Genomic DNA, 2,946 nt, shown 5'->3' with positions numbered 1-2,946 from the left:
AACTCGAAGCCCTCGGGTACTCCGTCACCTTGACACCGGCCGCCTGACCCGCACCACGACACGCCCGCTCCGCCGGGAGCTGGCACGTGTTCGCACCCGTGCGCAGGTCACCTCATTTTCGGATTAGTGGGTCCGGCCGGCCAGCCCCGCGACGCGGCGCACGGCGCGCTCCACCGCGTAGTCGGCGTCCGCGGCCGCGCCCTTGACGTCGGCGTTGAGGTCGGCCACGACCTGCAGCGCCGCCCCGATCGATCCCGGGTCCCACGCGCGTGCCTGGGCCTGAGCCTTCTTCACCTTCCACGGGGGCATCCCGAGCTCGGATGCCATCTTGAACGGGTCCCCGCGCCCGGCCGAGCCGACCCGCGCGATCGTGTGGACAGCATCCGCGAGGGCGTCGGCGAGCAGGACGTGCGCGACGCCCCGATGCGTCGCCCACCGCAACGATTCCAGCGCCCCCGGCTCGTCGCCCGCCACGGCCTTCTCGGCCACCTCGAACCCGGTGACCTCGGCCTTGCCGGAGTAGTAGCGCTGCACGGCTGCGGCGTCGATCTTGCCGCCCGTGTCGGCGACCAGCTGGCTGCACGCCGCTGCCAGCTCCCGCAGGTCGGAGCCCACGGCGTCGATGACCGCCTGCACGACCTCCGGCGCGACCCGCACACCCGCCGCGCGAAACTCCGCACGCACGAAGTCCACCCGCTCGGCCGCCTTGGTGATCCTGGCGCACTCGTGGGTCTCGGCGCCGCACTTCTGCAGGGCGCCCACCATGGCCTTCGCGCGGCCGCCGCCACTGTGCAGGACGACCAGGGAGACCCCCTCGGGCGGTTCGGTCGCCGCATCGAGGATCAGCGCGACGGCGTCCTTGCCGGCCTCCGCGGCGGATTCGAGGACGACCACCCGGTCCTCGGCGAACAGCGACGGGCTCAGCAGCTCGGCGAGTTCGGCCGCGCCGGCGTCCCCGGCGCGCAGCCGCGAGACGGGCAGCTCGGACCCCGCACCCGTCCGCGCCCGGACGTCACCGACGATCCGCGCGACGGCGCGTTCGACGAGGAGGTCTTCGTCACCGAGCACGAGATGCAGCTGCGGGTTGCTCACGGATCGATCGTGCCACGACGGCCGGACATCACCGCCGGGGCCCCGGGCCGGCGTCCACGCCACAGTCGCGGCAGGCACCGGGCGGCGACGAGCCCGCCCCCGACGGCGACTGCTCCGCCCACGCCTCCGGGCACGGGCACCTCGGCCAGGGGCAGGTCGGCCGCGCGGTCCGCCACCTCGAGGATCCACCACAGCATGGGTGCGGTGCCGCGGGCGAGCAGCTCCGCCGCCGTCGGCGACGCCGTGGAGACCACCGCGACGGTGGTACCGAGCACGGTCAACGGCGGAAGTACCGGCGCGACCAGGATGTTGGCCGCGACCGCCACGACGCTGACGGTGCCGGACAGTGCGGCGACGATCGGGGCGGTCACGACGAACGCGGCCGCCGAGACGGCGCACACCTCCGCCGCCGAGCGGGGCCAGCCGCGGGCCCGCAGCCGGGTCACCCAGGCCGGCGCCACCAGCACCAGCCCGGCGGTGGCCGCGACCGACAGGGCGAACCCGACGTCCGTCGCGAGTTCCGGTGCGGCGACGAGCAGGGCGCCGACCGCGCCCGCGAGGGCCGGCAGGCCGTGCCGGCGCCGGCCCGTTACCAGAGCGAGCAACCCGATCGCTCCCATCGCGGCGGCGCGCAGCACGCTCGGCGACGGGCGCACGACGACGACGAACGCCACCAGCGCGACCGCCGCGAGCGCCGTGCCGGTGCGGGGGCCGAGGCCGAGGCCCCGCACGGCGAGGAGCACCGCGCCGAGGACGATGCTGACGTTGGCCCCGGACACCGCGGTCAGGTGGGTCAGTCCCGCCACCCGGAAGCTCTCCCGGACGTCGTCGGACAGCCGTGAGGTGTCGCCGACGACGAGGCCCGGCAAGAGCCCGGCCGCAGCGGGCGGGAGCACCGCTCCGGACGCCGAGGCGAGCCGCTCGCGGATCCGTCCCGCCCACTGCTGCACCTGCGAGGGGGCCTGCACCGATCGGGGCGGGCCGTCGACACGGACCACGGCCACCGTCAGATCCGCGCCGTCCGGTTCGGCGAGCCGTCCGCGCAGGGTGATCCGCTGGCCCGGCAGCAGCTCCGCCCACTCGTCGACAGGGGCGAACACCACGACGGCGCCGCCGCCCGAGTACCGGTCGGGTCCCAGCTCGGCGCGGTGCAACGTTGCCGGCACCAGCACCTGGTCCCCACCGAACGCACTGTCTCCCAATCTTTTCGGGTCCTCCGTCGGTTCGACCACCAGGGTGGCCCAGCCGGCGCGCGCGGCCGCGGCGGCGAGCGGATGCGTCTCGGCCGCCCACACCCGCAGTGCGACCGCCGCCGAGAATCCGGCAGCGACGACGAGAGCGGCGAGCAGCGGCCGGGCCGCGGCACGAAGCCGTCGTCGCCGTGCCACGACGACCGTGGCCACCGCGCACACGGCGGCCGTCGCCGCGATCCCGAACGAGACCCGCCAGCCGGCGTGCAACCCGAGCGCGGTTGCGGCCCACGCCGCGACCGCGCCCGGCACCAGTCGCGCGTCGTCGCGGTCGGGCGCGGTCACACCACGACCAGCGTCCGCAGGCGTACCAGCCGAGCGGGACCGATCCCGTCGACCTCGGCGAGCTGTTCGACGTCGGTGAACGGCCCGTTGTCCCGGCGCCACGCGACGATCGCGGCCGCGGTGACGGGACCGACGCCGGGCAGCGCATCGAGCGTCGCCTCGTCGGCGGTATTGAGGTTCACCGGCCCCGCCCCGGGGTGGGGCCGGGGCCCTCGCCGCGGTCGGTGTCGTGGCGGTGCTGGCCACACTCGTCGTGGTCTGGGGCGATCGTCCCGTCGCGGAGCCGGTACCGCCGCTGCCGGCGGTGGAGGTTGCGGCA

2 protein-coding genes and 1 pseudogene are annotated in these 2,946 nt (G+C 75.6%); all 3 read right to left on the bottom strand.

Annotated features, from left to right (window positions below):
* Positions 1–123: 123 nt before the first annotated feature.
* The gene (gene holA, locus G6039_RS29945) at positions 124–1,092 is read right to left on the bottom strand and encodes a DNA polymerase III subunit delta (RefSeq protein WP_006933777.1); all 969 of its coding nucleotides are present in this window, start codon (positions 1,090–1,092) and stop codon (positions 124–126) included.
* Entirely contained in the window at positions 1,089–2,627 is a 1,539-nt protein-coding gene (locus tag G6039_RS29940) for a ComEC/Rec2 family competence protein (protein WP_043797377.1), read from the bottom strand. Before G6039_RS29940 ends, holA begins: the two co-directional genes overlap by 4 nt.
* Positions 2,624–2,815 (bottom strand): annotated as a pseudogene (locus G6039_RS29935) (ComEA family DNA-binding protein); the annotation flags it as partial. The pseudogene G6039_RS29935 and the gene G6039_RS29940, both read right to left, overlap by 4 nt.
* Between the last annotated feature and the right edge of the window lie 131 nt (positions 2,816–2,946).

Source organism: Rhodococcus aetherivorans (genome assembly GCF_011058165.1).
Lineage (GTDB): Bacteria > Actinomycetota > Actinomycetes > Mycobacteriales > Mycobacteriaceae > Rhodococcus > Rhodococcus aetherivorans.
This window is presented reverse-complemented; position numbering and strand designations above follow the sequence as displayed.